14 protein-coding genes, 2 pseudogenes and 1 riboswitch are annotated in these 18,456 nt (G+C 72.5%); of the genes and pseudogenes, 6 read left to right on the top strand and 10 right to left on the bottom strand.

Features of this window, described 5'->3' with window-relative positions:
• Positions 1–99 precede the first annotated feature (99 nt).
• From ACF08B_RS29115 to ACF08B_RS29100, 4 genes and pseudogenes are all read right to left on the bottom strand, one after another.
• Positions 100–642 (bottom strand): copper chaperone PCu(A)C, encoded by a 543-nt coding sequence (locus ACF08B_RS29115; protein ID WP_392320110.1) that lies wholly within the window; start codon positions 640–642, stop codon positions 100–102.
• Positions 639–2,933, bottom strand: coding sequence for a heavy metal translocating P-type ATPase (locus tag ACF08B_RS29110; RefSeq protein WP_392320109.1), 2,295 nt, complete (start codon positions 2,931–2,933; stop codon positions 639–641). Before ACF08B_RS29110 ends, ACF08B_RS29115 begins: the two co-directional genes overlap by 4 nt.
• Positions 2,933–3,163 carry a hypothetical protein gene (locus ACF08B_RS29105; RefSeq protein WP_392320108.1) on the bottom strand — a complete coding sequence of 77 codons (231 nt, stop codon included), beginning with the start codon at positions 3,161–3,163 and terminating at the stop codon, positions 2,933–2,935. Before ACF08B_RS29105 ends, ACF08B_RS29110 begins: the two co-directional genes overlap by 1 nt.
• Positions 3,164–3,306: 143 nt before the next feature.
• Positions 3,307–4,435, bottom strand: a pseudogene (locus ACF08B_RS29100) (HoxN/HupN/NixA family nickel/cobalt transporter).
• A gap of 8 nt (positions 4,436–4,443) precedes the next feature.
• Positions 4,444–4,632: riboswitch (cobalamin riboswitch) on the bottom strand.
• Positions 4,633–4,711: 79 nt separating this feature from the next.
• Here ACF08B_RS29100 and ACF08B_RS29095 point away from each other — a divergent pair.
• Positions 4,712–5,107, top strand: coding sequence for an ArsR/SmtB family transcription factor (locus ACF08B_RS29095; RefSeq protein WP_392320107.1), 396 nt, complete (start codon positions 4,712–4,714; stop codon positions 5,105–5,107).
• An 81-nt stretch (positions 5,108–5,188) separates the two neighbouring features.
• Here ACF08B_RS29095 and ACF08B_RS29090 read toward each other — a convergent pair whose 3' ends face one another.
• The 3 genes from ACF08B_RS29090 to ACF08B_RS29080 all read right to left on the bottom strand — a co-directional run bounded on the left by ACF08B_RS29090 (position 5,189) and on the right by ACF08B_RS29080 (position 7,839).
• Positions 5,189–6,334 (bottom strand): RNA polymerase sigma factor, encoded by a 1,146-nt coding sequence (locus ACF08B_RS29090; RefSeq protein ID WP_392320252.1) that lies wholly within the window; start codon positions 6,332–6,334, stop codon positions 5,189–5,191.
• An 8-nt stretch (positions 6,335–6,342) separates the two neighbouring features.
• Positions 6,343–6,750: a YciI family protein gene (locus tag ACF08B_RS29085; RefSeq protein WP_392320251.1), complete on the bottom strand. Its 408-nt coding sequence runs from the start codon at positions 6,748–6,750 to the stop codon at positions 6,343–6,345.
• 159 nt (positions 6,751–6,909) lie between these two features.
• Entirely contained in the window at positions 6,910–7,839 is a 930-nt protein-coding gene (locus ACF08B_RS29080) for a YoaK family protein (RefSeq protein WP_392320106.1), read from the bottom strand.
• A gap of 623 nt (positions 7,840–8,462) precedes the next feature.
• Between ACF08B_RS29080 and ACF08B_RS29075 the strand changes: the two genes are divergently transcribed.
• A complete protein-coding gene (locus ACF08B_RS29075; protein ID WP_392320105.1) occupies positions 8,463–10,697 on the top strand; it encodes a SpoIIE family protein phosphatase in 2,235 nt (744 codons plus the stop codon).
• Between the two features lie 32 nt (positions 10,698–10,729).
• Here the strand turns inward: ACF08B_RS29075 and ACF08B_RS29070 are convergent, their stop codons facing one another.
• The gene (locus ACF08B_RS29070) at positions 10,730–11,719 is read right to left on the bottom strand and encodes a helix-turn-helix transcriptional regulator (RefSeq protein ID WP_392320250.1); all 990 of its coding nucleotides are present in this window, start codon (positions 11,717–11,719) and stop codon (positions 10,730–10,732) included.
• Positions 11,720–11,811: 92 nt separating this feature from the next.
• Between ACF08B_RS29070 and ACF08B_RS29065 the strand changes: the two genes are divergently transcribed.
• The 4 genes and pseudogenes from ACF08B_RS29065 to ACF08B_RS29050 all read left to right on the top strand — a co-directional run bounded on the left by ACF08B_RS29065 (position 11,812) and on the right by ACF08B_RS29050 (position 16,282).
• The gene (locus tag ACF08B_RS29065) at positions 11,812–12,210 is read left to right on the top strand and encodes a VOC family protein (RefSeq protein WP_392320104.1); all 399 of its coding nucleotides are present in this window, start codon (positions 11,812–11,814) and stop codon (positions 12,208–12,210) included.
• Positions 12,211–12,259: 49 nt separating this feature from the next.
• Positions 12,260–13,030 (top strand): annotated as a pseudogene (locus tag ACF08B_RS29060) (integrase core domain-containing protein); the annotation flags it as partial.
• Between the two features lie 274 nt (positions 13,031–13,304).
• Positions 13,305–13,853, top strand: a complete 549-nt coding sequence (locus tag ACF08B_RS29055; protein ID WP_392320103.1) for a DUF4142 domain-containing protein — start codon at positions 13,305–13,307, stop codon at positions 13,851–13,853.
• 278 nt (positions 13,854–14,131) lie between these two features.
• Positions 14,132–16,282 carry a SpoIIE family protein phosphatase gene (locus ACF08B_RS29050; protein ID WP_392320102.1) on the top strand — a complete coding sequence of 717 codons (2,151 nt, stop codon included), beginning with the start codon at positions 14,132–14,134 and terminating at the stop codon, positions 16,280–16,282.
• 23 nt (positions 16,283–16,305) lie between these two features.
• Here the strand turns inward: ACF08B_RS29050 and ACF08B_RS29045 are convergent, their stop codons facing one another.
• Both ACF08B_RS29045 and ACF08B_RS29040 read right to left on the bottom strand, forming a co-directional pair.
• Positions 16,306–17,118: an alpha/beta fold hydrolase gene (locus ACF08B_RS29045; protein WP_392320101.1), complete on the bottom strand. Its 813-nt coding sequence runs from the start codon at positions 17,116–17,118 to the stop codon at positions 16,306–16,308.
• 270 nt (positions 17,119–17,388) lie between these two features.
• Positions 17,389–18,435 (bottom strand): FUSC family protein, encoded by a 1,047-nt coding sequence (locus ACF08B_RS29040; RefSeq protein ID WP_392320100.1) that lies wholly within the window; start codon positions 18,433–18,435, stop codon positions 17,389–17,391.
• Positions 18,436–18,456 lie beyond the last annotated feature (21 nt).

Below are 18,456 nucleotides of genomic sequence, written 5' to 3'. Positions count from 1 at the left end.
GGCGTACTGGCAGAAGGCACAGGGAAGTTGGGCGACGCCCCCCGGATCGACCAATGCCGTTCGGGGACGGCGTTCACGGCATGCGCCTCGTCGACACGGTCAGGGCCGGAAAACGGCCGTCCCCGCGCGGACCACCACGGCGGACATCCGTACGCGGCCGCCGCGGCGGAACGTCAGTGTGAACGACACCCGGTCGCCCGCCCGCCACGCGCCGGCCGGGACCGGCACCGTCAGGTCCACTCCGTGCGGCGACATCGCGACCGTCCGTCCGGCCGGTATCTCGACCGATGCGATCGAGGCTCGGTAGGCCGTCGCCCCTGCGCCCATGCGGTGCCGGGCGAGTGTCACCCCACCGGGGACGCCGGGCGAGGTGACCCCCAGCAGACGGTCGGTCGAGCCGCCCTCGTTGGCGATGCGGAAGAACGCCGTCGTCTCGGGCGAGCCGCCGGTCGGGAGCAGGACGCGTCCTTCGGTGACGCGTATGCGGGCGGGGCTTCCCGCGTGGCCCGCGCCGACCCAGGTCGTCAGGCCGGCCAGCGCCAGGCCGGCCGCGGCGACGGGCACGAGGGTGGCGAGGAGGGCGTCGGTCAGCCGCCCGCGATCGGTGAGCCGGGCGACGGCGCCGGCAAGGAGTCCGTTCACCGGGGCACCGCCCGCTCGCGCCGCCGCTCGCGTGCCGGGGCGGGTGTGGGCCGCCACGCCCGCAGGCGCAGGCTGTTGCCCACCACCAGTACGGAGCTGGCCGACATCGCCGCCGCGGCCACCATGGGGTTGAGCAGCCCGGCCACGGCGAGCGGCACGGTCACGACGTTGTAGCCGAAGGCCCACACCAGGTTGGTCCGGATCGTACCGAGCGTGCGCCGGGCGAGCAGCACGGCGTCCACCAGGGCTTCGATGTCCTCGCGTACGAGTGTCAGGTCGGCCGCGCCGATGGCCACGTCCGTACCGCTGCCCATGGCGATGCCCAGATCGGCGCCGGCGAGCGCGGCGGCGTCGTTCACGCCGTCCCCGACGACCGCGACCCGCCCGCCACCGTCCTGCAACCGCCGGACGAGGGCCGCCTTGTCCTCGGGCGTGCAGCGGGCGTGCACCTCGTCGATGCCGAGTGCGCCGGCCACGGCTCTGGCGGGTGCCTCACGGTCACCGGTGGCGAGAACCGGCCGGATCCCGAGTCGGCGCAGTCGGTCCACGGCTCGGTAGCTGCCGGGCCGGACGACGTCGCCGACCGCGATCAGCGCCTCGGCGCGTCCGTCGACGCGTACGAGGACGGGTGTGTGCGCGGCGTCCTCCGCCGCTGTGAGCGCGGCCCGCAGCACCGTCGGCAACTCGCCCTCCGGGGAGAGGACTTCCACTGTCCGGCCGTCGACGCGGCCGCATACCCCCCGTCCCGGCGTGGCCGTGAAGTCGCGCACGGCGGGGAGCGGTTGCCCGGCCGGTGCGCGTCGCGCGCAACTGGTGACGGCTCGCCCGAGCGGGTGTTCCGAACCCTGTTCCACGGCACCGGCCAGGCGGAGGACCGTCTCCTGGCCGAGACCGCCCGGAGCCGCGGTGATCCTGGCGACGGTCATGTGGCCGCTGGTCAGCGTGCCGGTCTTGTCCAGGACCACGGTGTCGACGTGCCGGAGTGCCTCCAGGGTCCGCGGACCGCCGACCAGTACGCCCAGTTGGGCGCCGCGGCCGGTCGCGGCCATGAGGGCGGTGGGCGTGGCCAGGCCGAGCGCGCAGGGGCAGGCCACGACGAGCACGGCCACGCACGCGGTGATCGCCGCCTGAGGGTCGGCTCCGGCGCCGAGCCAGAACCCGAGCACGGTGACGGCGACGGTCAGCACGACGGGTACGAACACCCCGGCCACGGCGTCGGCCAGTCGCTGCGCCCGCGCCTTGCCCGCCTGGGCGTCGGTCACCAGCCGGGTGATCCGGGCCAGTCGGGTGTCGCTCCCGACGGCGGTGGCTCGCACCAGGAGCAGACCACCGGCGTTGACCGCTCCTCCGACGAGGGCGGATCCGGGCCCCACCTCGACCGGCTCGCTCTCGCCGGTGACCAGGGACAGATCCAGGGCGGAACTGCCCTCCACCACACGGCCGTCGGTGGCGACCCGCTCACCGGGGCGCACGGCGAAGACCTGCCCCACCCGCAGCTGTTCGATGGGCACGGAACGCTCGCGGTGCCCGTCGCGCACGGACACCTCCTTGGCGGCCAGCTCCGCGAGCGACCGCAGGGCGGCTCCGGTACCTCGCCCGGCCCGCGCCTCCAGGAACCGCCCGGCGAGCACGAACAGCGGTACGCCGACCGCGGCTTCCAGGTACACGTGCGCGGGGCCGTCCGACGCGGACGGCAGCAGACTGAACGGCATCCGCATCCCCGGGTCGCCCGCTCCCCCGAGGAACAGCGCGTACGCCGACCAGGAGAAGGACGCCACCACGCCCAGCGAAACGAGGGTGTCCATGGTGGCCGCGGAGTGACGCAGTCCGCGCACCGCCCGTGCGTGGATCGGCCAGGCGCTCCACACCGCCACCGGGGCCGCCAGCACGAAGCACAGCCACTGCCAGTTCCGGAACTGCAGGGAGGGCACCATCGACAGGACCAGCACGGGAACGGCGAGCAGCGCGGTGACCACGAGCCGCTCGCGCTCCTGGAGCGCGGCGGCCTCGGCAGCCTTCTCGCCGCCGTCGGTCCCGTCGCGCCTGTCCGGTACGGCGGGCTCGGGCAGCGCGGCCTCGTACCCCGCCCGCTGGACGGCCGTGACAAGGTCCTCCGCGGGGATGTCCGCCGGGTGGCTGACCCGGGCGCGTCCGGTGGCGAGGTTGACGGTGGCCGTGACCCCGTCGAGCCCGGCCAGCTTCTTCTCCACCCGGCGGACGCACGCGGCACACGTCATACCGCCGACCGTCAGATCCGTGACCACCAGCGGCGCCAGGGGTTCGGCCCCCATCACTGACCGCCGCCGTGCATGCCGGGCATGTCATGCGTGCCGCCTCCGCTGCCTCCGCCGCCTCCGGAGCCGTGCATGCCCGGCGCCACCGGCCCGGCGGCCGATCCCACGGCGTACGCCGCCGAGAAGACCAGCACCAGCAGCAACAGGAAGCCGCAGAGCCTGGGCGGGGGCAGCAAGGTGCGGGGAACCGCGGCCGCGCCGCGGGAGGGATGTCGGGACTCGGCCATGCTCGACCTTCCTGGTCGCTCGAACCGTCGTACGGCGCAAGAGGTCGCAGCCGTACCGCTCCAGCAGTCGGACGGATCGGTGGCGGAGTTCCCGCACGGGACGATGGCGTAGGCCACATGGCGGACCCGTGCGGTGCTCGACGTCAGCCGGTGTCGGCGGAGCGGGTGTTCCAGCGTTCCTCGATCCTGGCCAGGCGCCAGTAGGCGATGGCGACCGCCCAGACGACCACGAACAGACCGACGATGACGTAGCCGACGCTGTCCAGGTTCAGCCCCGCGATCCAGCCGGTGACGCCGTCGCTCAGGCCGAGCTTGTCGTGCAGGACGCCGACCAGTTCGATGGTGCCGACGAAGAACGCGACGGCGATGGACAGGCCGGTGATCGTGAGGTTGTAGAACACCTTGCGGACGGGGTTCGAGAACGCCCACTGGTAGGCGAAGTTCATGAAGGTGCCGTCGAGGGTGTCGAACAGGCTCATGCCGGCGGCGAACAGCAGGGGCAGGCACAGCACCGCGTACCAGGGCAGCCCGGCGGCGGCGCCGTTGCCGGCCAGCGCGAGGAGCAGGACCTCGGTCGTGGTGTCGAAGCCGATCCCGAAGAGGAAGCCGAGGGGGAACATCTGGCCCGGGCGGCGGATGGACCTGGTGAGCCGTCCCAGGATGCGGTTCATGAACCCGCGCGAGTCGAGGTGCGCCTGCAGCTCGGCCTCGTCGTACCGGCCAGCGCGCATGGCCCGGAAGACCCGCAGGATGCCGAACAGGGCCACGAGGTTGAGCGCGGCGATGAGGTACAGGAAGGACCCCGAGACCGTGGTGCCCACGGTGCCCAGGACCTGGTGGGTACGGGAGCCGTCGTTCATCAGGGTGCCGGCGAGCTTCGCACCGCCGGCGACCAGGGCGGCCATCACGACCACGACGCTGGAGTGCCCGAGGGCGAACCAGAAGCCCACGGAGACGGGCCGCTTGCCGTCGGCCATCAGCTTGCGGGTGGTGTTGTCGATCGCGGCGATGTGGTCGGCGTCGAAGGCGTGCCGCATGCCGAGCGTGTAGGCGGTGACGCCCAGCCCGACCCCGAACGCCTTCGTGCCGACCTCGTAGTGATGCGGTATCACCAGCAGGAAGAGGATCCCGAAGGCGACCACGTGCAGTGCCACGATCACGGCCAGGAGCCCCGCGGTGCGGACGGTGTCCTCGCGACGCCAGCGGAAGGACGGTTCGGCGTCGGTTTCGGGCACGCCTCGGGACACGGTCATGCGGGTCACGCTCCAGCACCTCGTGGATCAGCTTCGTGATGCCGTGGCCGGTCTCCTGGCTGACGGGTCGACGCGCCCGCCCCTGCCTTCCCGGCCGTGCGGCCAGTGGCATACGTGGGGCGGGAACTCCCCGATCACAGTGGCGAGGGCCGCTCCGGACTGAGCCCCTGAGGGCTGTCACCGGTCTTCCCGAACACCACGGCCCGTCCACCCTAGAAGGCCGAGGTCGTCGGCTGCAAGATTGCACAACTGCTCAGGTATGGAGGCGATCGCCCCGGGCTGCGATGATGACGGCATGCATCTCGTCCCCGCGGACCGTGCCGGGCAGCGCACCATCGACGGCGACCGGGTCTGTGACGCCATCGCCGCCGTCGGCGAGCCCGAGCGGGTGCGCACCTGGGCCGACCGCTTCTCCCTGCTCTCCGATCCCGGGCGGCTGTCCCTGCTGCTCGCCGTCCACGAGGCCGGTCCCATCGCCGTCTCCGACCTGGCCGTGGCCACCGGAATGCGCGACACCACCGTCTCCCAGGCACTGCGGCTGCTGCGGGCCGCGGGAGTGGTCGAAGGCCGCAAGGACGGCCGGATCGTGCGCTACCACCTCGTCGACGGGCCGATGGCCGCGCTGCTGGAGCACTGCAAGTCCGCCGACACCGGCGACGTCCGCGTACGGCCCCACCGGTCCGAGGAGTAGGGCACCGAACGCGGCCGCGCACCGGGGAGCGACCGCGGCGCCGCGCCGTGTCGGCATCCGGGCCGGTGTCGGCCGGAGCCCTCAGCCGCGGGCGCGGGCGTTGAGCCGGGCGGCCTGTCGCGTCAGGTGGTCGCGTTCGGCCAGGTTGGGAGCCCTGTGCGCCGCCTCGGCGTACAGGCGTGCGGCCGTCACCACATCCCCGTCACGCTCGTGCAGGTACGCCGACACGGCCGAGTGGCGGGGCAGCGACGCGTCCAGTTCCGCCAGCGCGGCGAGCCCGGCACGCGGGCCGTCCGCCTCGCCGACGGCGACGGCGCGGTTGAGCCGGACGACGGGGCTGTCGGTGAGGCGTACCAACTCGTCGTACCACTCGACGATCTGCACCCAGTCCGTGTCCTCCGCACGCTGCGCGTCCGCGTGCAGGGCGGCGACGGCCGCCTGGGCCTGGAACTCGCCAAGACGGTCCCTCGACAGAGCCGCCTGCAAGAGGGCGATGCCCTCGGCGATCGCCTTCGTGTCCCAGCGGCCGCGGTCCTGCTCGGCGAGCGGCACCAGGCTGCCGTCCGGCCCGGTCCGGGCGGGCCGCCGGGCATGATGCAGCAGCATCAGCGCGAGCAGCCCCGCCACCTCGGGGTGGTCGATCCCGGCCGCGAGCTGCCGGGTGAGCCGGATCGCCTCGGCGGCGAGGTCGACGTCACCGCCGTACCCCTCGTTGAAGATCAGGTACAGCACGCGCAGCACGGTGGCGACGTCGCCCGGCCGGTCCAGCCGCACGCCCGAGACGGTGCGCTTGGCCCGGCTGATGCGCTGGGCCATGGTCGCCTCGGGCACCAGGTACGCCCGGGCGATCTGCCGGGTGGTCAGCCCGCCCACCGCGCGCAGCGTCAGTGCCACCGCCGACGACGGCGTCAGCGAGGGGTGTGCGCACAGGAAGTACAGCTGGAGCGTGTCGTCCACCGCGGGCGAGGGCGCCGGCGACGGCTCCTGGTCGACACGGTCCTCCCGCCGGCGGCGGGCGGCATCCGCCCGCACCGCGTCGAGGTAACGGCGCCATGCCACGGTCACCAGCCAGCCCTTCGCATCCCGCGGCGGATCGGCCGGCCACACGCGCACCGCTTCCAGCAACGCGTCCTGTACGGCGTCCTCGGCCGCGGCGAAGTCCGCGCCCCGCGCCACCATGACGGCGAGCACGCCGGGCGTCAGACTTCGCAGCAGCACCTCGTCCACGGCCGGGGTCACTCCGTGACGGTCGGCGGCTCGGCGAGGAACGGGCGCAGCTCCAGCCACTCGTGGATCGGCTCGCCGCCCGCGCCCGGCGCGGCCGACAGTTCGCCCGCCAGCTCGACCGCCCGCTCGTAGGTGTCGACGTCGATGACCATCCAGCCGGCGATCAGGTCCTTGGTCTCCGCGAACGGGCCGTCGGTGACCGGCGGGCGTCCCTCACCGTCGTACCGGACCCACGTCCCCTCCGGGGCCAGCGCCTGGCCGTCGACGAACTCCCCGGTCTTCTCCAGCCGCGCCGCGAAGTCGCGCATGTACTGCACGTGCGCCGTGATCTCGTCCTGCGTCCACTGGTCCATCGGCACGCAGTCGGCAGGGGCCGGAGCGCCGCGGTAGTGCTTCAGCAGCAGATACTTCGCCATGGTGACCTTCTCCTCGAAGCTCGTGCGGCCCATTGTGGCCGCCTTCACCCCGAGGACGGAGCGGGTCACGGGATCTCGACATCGCCACGGGAAGTTTTTTCGGGCCGGGTGCGACGCCCTTGCCCGAACGGACTTCCCGCACGTCGGCTCGGCCGTACCTCAGGCGCCCGGGCTGCCGGGCTTGGGGAGTCTGCGTGCCATGCGTTCGTCGTGCACGAACAGGGCCAGGCCGGCCGCCAGCACCACGCAGGCCGCCCACACCGCGTGCACACCCCATTGGAACGTCAGCCAGCCCCCGCCGAACGCCCCCGCGAGGAAGGCCAGCACGACGGCGGCGAAGTGGCGTGCCCGGCGCCGGGCGTCCGCGCTCCGGCCGACCACCGCTTCGTAGGCGTTCTGCATGGCCGAGCGGAGGTTCCCGGTCGTCATCGTGCTGTTGTAGACCGTGTCGACCAGGGTGCGGAAGGTGGACATCTGGACCGACGCCATGAACGCGATCAGGACCGTGACCAGGGCGTCCGGCGCGCTCGCGGGGATGAGTCCGACCACCGCCAGCACCACGCACTCCAGCACCATCGCCACGCAGGCCGGCCGGCGCAGGAACGCCGCCACCCTCGGCCGCCGCAGCGTTTCGGCGACCAGGACCCCGGCGAGGAAGGCGACGACCGCGGGGAGGTGGCCCAGCGCCTCCCACCAGTGCCGCTGCGCGGCCGCCACGCCCATCAGGACCACGTTGCCGGACTGCGCGTTGGCGAACACCCCGCCACGGCTGATGAAGGTGTAGGCGTCCAGTCCCCCGCCGACCAGCGCCAGCAGGATGCCCAGCCGTACGGACCGGTCCGTCGGCAGCACCTCTTCGGCCGCACCCGGCCCTACGGCACCGGGGCCCGCGGCGGCGCGCGGCTCCGTTGCATCACCGCGCCCCACGGCATCACCCGCCCCGGTCGCCGCAGGACCCGGCTGCTCGACCGGGCTTCGCCCCACGGCACCGTCGGACCCCGCGGCGGCGCCCGGCTCCGTGGCACCGGTGGCGGGCGGGCTCTGCTGCTGCTCGGAGTGGCCTCCCGTCTGCGGTGTGGCGTCCGACATGTCTGCCCCTTCCGCCTCCGCGGCCCGCCGCAGCCGAGCCGCCAGGCAACCCGGCGCGCGGGCGTCTTGCCTGTTGTGTCCCGGCCGGCAGTCCGTGCCGCCGCAGCCCAGGTCGATCAGCCACCGTCCGTGCACCGGCCGATCCGGCAACCGGCCTGCTCGCGCGCCTCGGCGCCGCTCCGGCCGGAGGCTCGCCCTGCCGGAGCCGCCGTATGGTCCGACCGTCACGGCCGCCCGCAGCCCCGGCGCGCAGATGTCTTCCGATCATCCCCCACTCCCCCGGCCGCTGCCCGGTGGCGCCGGGGCAACCCGGCCCGGCGTCGGTCCGGACGTCCTGCCCGGTGGACGGTGGGCGTGCGCGCGCCGCCGGCCCCGCCCAGGGCCCGCTGGACCCCGCAGGAGCCGCAGGACCCGCTGGTGATCGGCCCGCCCGCGTCACCGCCCGGCCACGGCGCTCTTCACGAGAGGAGCTCGCGGACGCGGGCGTACGGCCTCCCGAGCGCCAGGCGGATGCGCCCGCCGCATGCCGGGGGGAGCATGGAGAACAGCTCACCACACCCAGCCACGCAGCCAGCTTCAGCCTCACGCGCCCTCCGGACGGGCGTCCGACGCGGGACACGGCCATGAACGAACCCACGGACCCCCACACCACTCTGCACCGGGACTCCGCCCTCGCGACCACCTTGCGGGAGGTCGTCGAGCACCTGGGCGCGAACACGGGCCTGGCCTACCTGCTCGACAAGGACAAACAGACCCTGCGGACCGCGATCGTCGCCGGGGCCCAGCCCGCGATCTACACCATGCCGGAACGCGTGGACCTCAACGCTCCCTACGCCACCGCCGCGGCGTTCCGCACCGGGCAGATGACCATGGCCGGGTTCGCCGCGCCGTACTACCCCGATCTGAAGCTCGCCAGCCGCATCCCCTTCCCCTATTCGGTGATCTCCCTCCCCCTGGACGCCGAGAGCAGCCGCCTCGGCGTTCTCACCTTCGCCTGGGTGCCACCCCGTACCCGCTTCCTGCACGCCCACGAGATCGCCTGGCTGACCGACCGGGCCGAAGACCTCGGCCGTACCCTGCACACCCTCCTCGGCCAGGGCGTCGACATGCATCCCGGCACCAAGCCCGCGCTGATCCCGCTCTATCAGTCGAAGTCCCATGCAGTGCAGGCCGACAACTCGGGCTGGGGGCTGCCCCACGTCCCGGGCTCCACCGAAGTCAGCTTCATGTACCAGGTGCACCAACTCGCCGCCGAGCTCAACGAGGCCGCGAGCGTCGACGAGATCATGCAGGTCGCGCGCGACCGGGTCATGGCCCCGTTCGGCGCCTCCGCGTTCGTCGTGAGCACGCTCAAGGACGGCAGGCTCTGGATCACCGGGCACAGCGGGTATCCCACCGTCGCCCTGAGGCTGCTGCACGGCCAGGCCGCCGGCCCCCATCGCCCCGACGCCGACGCCCTCCTGACCCATACCCCGCTGTTCTTCGAGGACCACGCCACGCTCACGCAGGCGTACCCGCAGGCCGTGGACGACGAGCTCGAGGCGACCGCCCACCTGCCGCTCATCCTCAAGGACCGGCTCACCGGGGTGTGCACTCTCGGCTTCGGACGGCCCCGCACCTTCAGCTCGCAGGAACGTGTCGTCGCCATGATGATGATGGACCTCCTCGGTCCCGCGATCGAACGCGCGAGTCTCGACGAGAACGCCCGCTCCCTGGCCGAGAACCTGCAGAAGAAGCTCCTTCCCCGCGATCTCGTCGAGGTGCCCGGCATCACCACCACCGCGCGCTACCTGCCCGCTCCCTCCACCGCCGGACTCGGCGGCGACTGGTACGACATGATCCCGCTGCCCGCCGGCCGCCTCGCCCTGGTCATCGGTGACGTCGAGGGGCACAGCATCGAGAGCTGCGTGGTGATGGGGCAACTCAGGAGCGCCGTCCGCGCCTACACCACCGAGGGCCACCCCCCGGACGCCGTCATGACGCGCGCCAACCGTCTCCTCAACGCCCTCGACACCGATCTCATGGCCACCTGCTGCCTCACCACCGTGGACCCCTCGACCGGCGTCGCCGAGACCGCCCTCGCCGGTCATCCGCCGCCGCTCATCCGCACCCCGAACGGCCACATCGCCGCCCCGGACCTTCCTCCGGGCATTCCCCTGGGGATCGACCCCGAGACCACCTACACCGCCGACGAGACCCCGCTCAGCCCCGACACCCTGCTCATCCTCTACACCGACGGCCTCACCCACACGCACACCCACGACACCGTGCTGTGGACCCACACCCTCGACACCACCGCCTCGCCGCCTCCCCACGCCGCCGTGTCGGCCGTCCCCACCCAGGACGCTCCTTCCCTCGACACCCTCGCCGACCATCTGATCGACCAGGCCACCACGCACGGCACGCACCACGACGACGTCGCGCTCCTCCTCGCCCACTACGAAGGACCGGACCCAGGCCCCAACCGGCGCATCACGCGCACCACGTTCCACCGCCACGACCTCAGGGCCGTCAAGGCGGCCCGTCAGTTCGTCACCGACAACCTCCACCAGTGGGGCCTCGACGACCTCATCGACAACTTCCAGCTCATCACCAGCGAGATCGTCACCAACGCCCTCATCCACGCGGACAGCGACGTCGATCTCCGCCTGCGCGAATACCCCGACCATCTGCGACTCGAAGTACGCGACACCAATCCCACGCCGCCCATCCCGACGCCCATCACCCAGACCCTGGAACAGAATCAGCACGCCGAGCACGGGCGGGGGCTCAACATCGTCGACACCCTCTCCACGCAGTGGGGCAACACCCCCAGCGGGCGGGGCAAGACCATCTGGGTCGACATCTACAACACCTAGCTGTGCCACCTCATGACGTTGGTTCCTCGCCGTCAGGCTTGGCGGGCGTAGGACGCGAGGCGATCGGCGAGCGCGATGACGAGGTCGCGCAGTTCATCGGGGCGCTCGATGACGAACGGCCGGTCGAGTGAGGCGAGTACCGGAGGCAACCAATCGAGCCGCTCCGCCCGCAGCTCGACGCGCAGCCAGCGCGCGGTCGCCCGGTCCTGGCCTGCCGCGGGCGCGTGCTCCTCCAGGTTCGCGACGCTGACGGGAAGGCGGGCGCGGATCTGCTCAACTGTCCCGTGAATCCGCAAGGTCACCTCATGCCGGTACTCGGCCGTGGCGAACCCTGACAACACGCGCTGTGCCGGACCGGGCCCCACGGGTGCTTCGAATGAGCCGGGCAGGGTCCGCGCGTCCGCGATGCGATCGAGCCGGAAGGTTCGGTCCTCGCCGATCCGGGCGTCCTTGCCCGTGACGTACCACCGGCCCGCATGGGCGACGATCCCGTACGCGTGCAGCGTGCGTTCGCTGCGCCGTCCGTCGCGGTCGGTGTAGCGGATCAAGACCGGCCGGCGGTGGCGTACCGCATCGGCGATGGCGAGCAGGACCCCAGCGTCCGGGGTGTCGAACTCGTCGGACTGGTCCGTGAAGGCGAGAGCCTCCAGAAGTGTGTCGAGCCGGCGGGCGATGTGCTTGGGCAGCACCCGCCGGATCTTCGCCGATGCCGTCTCGTTTGCCGTGTGCTGCGTCGTCGTCAGCCCTGCTCGGCGGCCGGCGACCAGGCCGAGCAGCACGGCCAGCGCCTCGTCGTCGCTGAGCATGAGCGGAGGCAAGCGGTACCCGGGGGCGAGCCGATACCCGCCGTAGCGGCCGCGCACCGATTCCACGGGCACATCCAGGTCGATCAGCTGGTCCACATACCGCCGCACGGTGCGCCCTTCGACGCCGAGCCGGTCGGCGAGTTCGGCCACCGTCCGGGTTCCGCCCGACTGCAGCAGCTCCAGGAGTGTCAGGACGCGGCCAGTGGGTCGAGACATGTGCACAACCTAACGCAGATACAGGACCGATTCTGTCCACTATTTCTCCTAGCCTGCGCAGTGCACGCCTCCAGCACAGCCAAGGAGATCCCATGGACTTCGTCTCGATCCGCATCATCACCAGCGACGTAGCGCGACTCGTCGACTTCTACGAGCGAGCCACAGGGGCGCGGGCGATGTGGGCCACCGAAGACTTCGCCGAACTGAAGACCGCGGGCGCCACCCTCGCGATCGCCGGCACCCGCACCGTCCCGCTGTTCGCCCCGGGCTCTGCCCGCCCGGCGGACAACCACAGCGTGATCACCGAGTTCCTCGTCGACGACGTGGACCGCGTTCACCAGAACCTGACCGGCTTCGTCACCGACTTCGTCACCGAGCCCACCACGATGCCCTGGGGCAACCGGTCGCTGCTGTTCCGTGACCCCGACGGCAACCTCGTCAACTTCTTCACCCCCGTCACCCCAGCGGCCATCGAGAAGTTCGCACGCTGACGCCACGCACAGCCGCTCACACGGGAGCCCTGAGATCCCAGGGCTCCCGGTGAACACGGCCACCGAGTCCAAGAGCGCCGCCAGCAGGGGACATCGGAACGCACCGCTGACCCCCGAAGGACGTCTGCGCTTGTGTCTGCGGATCGACGCCGGACGTCCGATCGCTACTCGACCACTCCTCCCGCCCCGCCACCAGCCCCGCCCGCACCCCCGAAGACACCGCTGACCTGGTGGAGGCGCTGCGGCGGCAGACCCAGCACGGGCCGGCCCGGCTCGCTTCCGACCTACAGCGGCTGCACGGCGTCACACTCGCACCCGCGACCGTCCACCGCATCCTGGTGAGGCCAGGACTCAACCGGCTCCGGGACCTCGACCCACCGACCGGCGAGCAGCTGCGCGAGGTCATCCGCTACGAGCACGATCAGGTCGGCGACCTGGTCCACGTCGACGTCAAGAAGCTCGGACGCATCCCGGCCGGCGGAGGGTGGCGGATACACGGCGCGGGCACCGAGCCGCCTCCCACGGCATCACACCGATCCGCCGCTGCCTCACCGACAACGGCGCGTGCCACCGGTCTACGACCTGGGCTGACGCGCTCGCCGCGACCGGTACGAAGCACAACCGGAGCAGGCCGTACACGCCGCGCACGAAGGGGAAGGTGGAGAGGTATGACGGGACGCTCTCCCGCGAGTGGGCGTACGTCCGCGACTACACAACCGAGCGTGAACGCCGCGTCGCACTCGCGGAGTTCGTGAACTGCTACAACCACGAGCGGCCGCACGCCGCGCTCGGCGGCCGACCCCCATCGGCCGGACCGCCGGGAGCGACTACCGGATCGTCTTTGACCAGCCGCCCGAACCACTTGCGGACATCCCGCAGCAGCTCACCTTCGAGGACTTCGCGTAACCAAGGTCCCGAGACGCCACACCTGGCGAGCGGTCGTCCGCCTCCCCGGCGCACCCATGTCCCCCGTACGGACGGGACGGTTCCGCCGGCGAACCCCCCAGGTGGACGACGGCGCTCGTGGCGACGGTCCTCAAATCTGGACGCCAGGGCACGAACCCGTGCCCGCGCCTGTTGAAAGGACTGTCGAGATGAAGCAGTACAACCGGTCGGTGTCCATAGCGCTCGTGGCCATGTCCGTGGTGGGTGTGTCGGCGGGCATCGCGTCCGCGGACGGCATGGCCCCGTCGCACGCCCAGAGCGACAAGGCTTTCGTCGCGTTCATGGCGAACGTGAACGTGAGCGAGATCGCGGCGGGGAGCAACGCGCAGAAGAACGCGACCAGCGAGTGCGTCAGGCAGGCGGGCCATGTCCTGTACGACAACCACACGCAGCTCGAGGTGAAACTCAAGCCGGTCGCGAAATCCCTGGGCGTGCCGCTGCCCAGCGGTCCGACCAGGGCCGACCAGCGAATGTTCGCCCCCGTGGCGGACAAGGCGCACACACCCGCCTACGACACGGCCTGGCTGAACATGATGTACCCGGGGCACAAGGAGGCACTGGCCACCATCGACCAGGAGATCGCGAGCACACGGAACAGCCAGGTCAAGGCGTACGCCGAGATGGCCCGTCCGATCATCCAGGCCCACCTGGACATGGTCTACGGCGCCAAGTGCCACACGCCCCCGAGCACGGGCTGACCCGCCGGGGCAGGAGGTCCGGGTACCGCGGCGGGGCGGATCCTCTCGGGGGTTCCGCCCCTGCCCGCGTCGGGGCGTCGGCGTGCGCGCCGCCCGAGGGTGTCCGCCCCGGTGCCGTCACACCGGGGACGGCATATGGTCCGTATATGGGTGATGCTCGACTGCTCGCCATGGGTGGAGCGGCACGGGGCTGCCACTGTTCCACGCCGGCGCGGGCGCCCGAGCCGGCCGGTCAGGTGCGCGCGGCGGCGACCGGTGCCGGCGCCCGGAGGTGAAGCGTGTCCGACGCGGCCACCGGCCCTTCCGCCACCGGCCCTTCCGCCGCCGACTCCGGTCCCGGGACGGTGGGCGCCGTCCTCGGGCGGCTCGCGCGGGACACCGGCGCCTACGCGAGCGCCGTCTATCTGATGCCGCCGGACCGGCAGGTGCTGCAACTCGCCATGCTGGGCGGTATCTCGATGCGGATCGCCTCGCCCTGGTCCCGGGTGGCGCTCGCCGCCGCGACTCCGGTGAGCGACGCGGTGCGCGAACGGCGGCTGGTGTGGATCGGCGGTCAGGAGGAGCTGGCGCACCGCTATCCGCAACTCGCGCTCGTCCTCCCCCACCCCTTCGCCATGGCCGCCGCACCGATCGTCACCGGCGACCGGGCATGGGGTGGCGTGGTGCTGCACTGGGCCGCCACCCACGCGTCCGCGCTGAGCGCACAGGAGCGGGACGCCATCTTCGGTGCCTGCGACCACCTGGGGCTCCTTCTGCGGGAGGCCGCCGCCGACGGACACCCGGTGCTGGCCGGTCCGGAACCGCGGGTGCTGCCCACGCTGCGGCCCCGTGCCACGACGCCGGCCGAGGCCCAGGCCGCGGTCGACTTCGCCGAGCGCCTCCCCAGCGGCTGCTGCGCGCTCGACCAGGACGGCAGGATCACCTTCCTCACCACCACCGCCGCCGAGCTCCTCGACGCCGACATCCCCGACCTGCTGGGCAGGCGGCCCTGGGAGGCGCTGCCGTGGCTGGACAACCCCGTGGCCGAGGACCGCTACCGGGCGGCGACGCTCAGCCGTCAGCCGACGTCCTTCACCGCCCGGCGACCCCCGGACCAGTGGCTGTCCTTCCACCTCTACCCGGACGCGTCCGGCATCAGCGTGCGCGTCGTCCCCACGCACTCGGGCGGCACCGTCGTTCCCCCGCACCTGCTGCACCCCGCGCCCGCCGCCGGACCGGGCCGCGCCACGGCGCTCTACCACCTGATGCATCTGGCCGCGACCCTCACCGAGGCCGTCGGCGTGCGGGACGTCGTCGAGAAGGTCGCCGACCAGGTCCTTCCGGCCTTCGGCGCCCAGGCCCTCGCCCTCATGGCCACGGAGGAGGCCCGGCTGCGGATCATCGGGTTCCGCGGCTACTCCGCCGAGCTCATGCACCGCTTCGACGCCGCCCCGCTGACCTCGGACACGCCCGCCGTGCACGTCCTGACAACGGGTGCCGCCAGGTTCTTCGGCACCTTCACCGATCTGAAGCGGGCCTACCCGCCCGCGGTCCTCCAGGACGGCATGGCCGCCTGGGCGTTCCTCCCCCTGATCACCTCCGGGCGTCCCGTCGGCTCATTGGTCCTCGCCTACGACCGGCCGCGGGCCTTTCCGCCGGAGGAGCGCTCGTTCCTCACCTCGACGGCCGGACTGATCGCCCAGGCACTGGACCGCGCCCGTCTGTACGACGCCAAACAGCAGCTCGCCCACAACCTCCAGGCCGGTCTCCTGCCCCGCACCCTGCCCGGCGTTCCCGGCCTGGACGTGGCGGCCCGCTATCTCCCCGCGAGCCGCGGCATGGAGATCGGCGGCGACTTCTACGACCTCATCCGCCTCGACGAATCGACGGCCGCGGCGGCCATCGGTGACGTCCAGGGCCACAACGTGCAGGCCGCCACCCTCATGGGGCAGGTCCGTACGGCCGTCCACGCCACCGCCGGCGCGTCCCCCGGTGAGGTGCTCGCCCGGACGAACCGGCTGCTCAACGACCTCGACGCCGGTCTGTTCACCAGTTGCCTCTACGCCTATCTCGACCTCGACCGACAATCCGCCTGTCTGGCCACGGCCGGCCACCCACCGCCGATCCTGCGCCACCCGGACGGCCGGACGGAGATCCTCCATCTGCCGCCCGGGGTCCTCCTCGGCATCGATCCCGCCGCCGACTACCCGACCACCGACGTGCCGTTCCCGCCCGGGTCCGTGCTCGCCCTGTACACCGACGGACTCGTGGAGGCTCCGGGCACGGACATCGAGGACGCGATCGACGCCCTCGCCGACCGGCTGGCGCAGGCCCGGGAGCGGACCATGGACGCCCTCGCCGACACCCTCATCGACCAGGCCCGGCTCACCGAGCCCCGCAGCGACGACATCGCGCTGCTCCTGATCCACCCCCAGCGGACGCCCCGCTGACACGCGCGGCGCCTGCGGGTCGCTCAGCGGTCCGTCACCGACCGGGCGGCCGCCTCGATCACACCCATGACCGCCGCGGGATGGGCGACGGCGACAGCGTGGGAGGAGTCCACCTCGCTGACATGGGCGTTCGCCCGCTCGGCCATGTGCCGTTCCGCGGCCGGCGGGATGACGCGGTCGTCGTTCGCGACCAGGTACCAGGACGGGAGGGCGTGCCACGCGGCGTTCTCGCTCCGGGCTCCCAGGGCGGAGGCGTCGATGGGACGTTGGGTCGCGGCGAGCACCGCCGCCTCCCGTTCCGGGACGTCCGCGGCGAACACCTCCCGGAACAGCTCCGGCCTCACATACAGGTCCGTTCCCCGCTCGCCGCCGGGCAGCGGGTAGGCGGCCTGGTCGAGAGCGCCGGGGAGCAGGCTGCCGGGGAACGCGCCGAGGATGTCGTCGGCGCTCTCGCCCTTCTCGGGGACGATCGCGGCCACGTACACGAGCGCCTTGACCCGAGGGCTCGACGCGGCGGCGTTCGTGATCACCTCGCCGCCGTAGGAGTGGCCCACGAGGACGACCGGTTCCTCGATCGTTTCGAGGATGCTGCCGAGGTAGGCGGAGTCCTCCGCCAGGCCGCGCAGCGGGTTGGCCGGGACGACGACGCGGTAGCCGAGGGTCTGCAGCCTCTCCGTCACCAGGTTCCAACTGGAACCGTCGGCGAAGGCGCCGTGCACCAGGACGATGGTGGGGTGCTGCGGCCGCTTCCTCGCCGGGGCGGCGAGAGAGGTCGTGGCGGTGCTGATGACGGCCGCGGCGGCGAGCGCCGAAACGGCCGGAAGGGTTTTGATCATGATGAGTTCCCGTGGGGTGTCGTGCGCGCACGCACGCTCGGCGGAGAAGTGTTCCGCCTTCAGGGTCCCTGATCGGGCCCTCCCGGGTCATCGACCGATCGGCCCAACGAGCGGGGGAAGGGCGGGGGCCCGATCGCCCGACATGGCCCTTGCTCGCGACCATGGCCCTTGCTCTTGACCACGGTGCCTCGTACCGGCACGGGCCGAAAACCCAGTGGGCCGCTCAACAGTGCGGCCGGTGGCGGCCGTTCGCCGGTCACCGCGGCACGCTCAGCCCCCACCGTCGCCCGATGACGCCCCGAGCGGTGTCGTCGGGTCCAGGTCGTCGAGGATCTGCTGGAAGGGGCGGCGCAGGGCCACCGCTGCGGGTCGGCTGTCGGAGTGGGCGTAGGCAGCCAGTGCCGCGCGGGCCTCGGTGACGAGGGGCCGGAACTCCTGCTCGGAGAGCAGGGCGTCGATGGCCCGGGCCGTGGCGTCCGCGACGGGACGCAGCTGCCGCTGGGCCCGTCGCACGTCCGCGACCAGATCCGGGCGGTCGGAGAAGGCGGCCGCCTCACGGGCGAGGGTGCCGAGATCCGCGGCGATCCGCTCCGCCGTCTCGATGGCTCGGACGAGGCCGGCCACGGCGCCCCGGTGTCCGCGCCGCAGCGGATTGAAACGCATCGCGCGCTGGGCCTCACGCGCGCGGGTGGCGTCCGCCTTGACGGCGGCGATGTGACCGTTGACGACGGCGAGGTTGTCCCGTGCGACGGCCGGCCCGCCGGTGAGGACGGCGGGGGTGACCGTGACCCCCTGGGCGAGCCGGTTGCGGCAGTCGTCCGCCAGGGCCTTCAGCACGCGCCGCGGATGCGGCGGCCAGAGCAGTGGGGCCAGCGCTGTCGTCACCAGCGCCCCCATGGCCGTTTCCCAGAACCGGGACAGGGCGTAGGCGTCGGGAGCGGGGTTGGCGAGGACCAGCAGGGAGGAGGCGGGCACCTGGACGTTCAGGCCGGCGCCCTTGGGGAAGAAGATGCCGACGGCGAGGCCGAGGGCCACGACGACCACGAGTGACGCGGTCGACGGCCGCAGGACGTTCAGCGTCGCGATGCCGATCGCCACGCCCGCGACGACGGCCAGGACACGCTCGTAGGAGATCTGCAGGGCGCTCATCGGGTCGCCGCGCAGGGCGACGAGGGGGACGATCGCCGCGTAGACGGGTGGCTGGTCGGCCCCGACCCACTTGGCCGCCGTCCAGGCGGCGACCACGGTGACGAGGATCCGGGAGGCGGCTGGTCCTTCGTCGCGCAACTGGTCGCGGATCCGGTCCCATCGGCTCACCCGTGAAGCGCTGTCGGGCTT

It is taken from the genome of Streptomyces sp. NPDC015139, assembly GCF_043079785.1.
Lineage (GTDB): Bacteria > Actinomycetota > Actinomycetes > Streptomycetales > Streptomycetaceae > Streptomyces > Streptomyces albidocamelliae.
Note: the sequence above shows the minus strand (reverse complement) of the source record. Positions and strands in the feature narration are given on the sequence as shown.